Here is a 242-nt window from a genome sequence, read left to right on the forward strand (position 1 = left end):
CGTGCCTGGCTACGGTGCTGGCGCTCACCGTCATCCCGGACCAGTCCCTTGGTTCCGGCGTCCCCTACGTGGCGATGGTCCCGGGCGAAGGGCTGTGGCGCAATGGCCTCGGCCACATGGAGGCCGGCGAACGGCACATGATTCTCGTGCTGCAGGCCGCCAACGCCGCCATGTTCGTCCCCCTCGGGCTCTTGGCCTATGCGGCGGCCCGGCGCCCTTCGCCTTCAGCAATCGCGATCGGC

At 69.8% G+C, this 242-nt stretch carries 1 protein-coding gene; it reads left to right on the forward strand.

The genetic code is table 11. From position 1 onward, the window contains the following. Positions 1-14 precede the first annotated feature (14 nt). On the forward strand, positions 15-242 hold a 228-nt coding region (locus IG78_RS43700; protein WP_157856084.1), incomplete at its 3' end, for a hypothetical protein.

It is taken from the genome of Streptomyces aureocirculatus (assembly GCF_000720475.1).
Taxonomy (GTDB): Bacteria; Actinomycetota; Actinomycetes; order Streptomycetales; family Streptomycetaceae; genus Streptomyces; species Streptomyces aureocirculatus.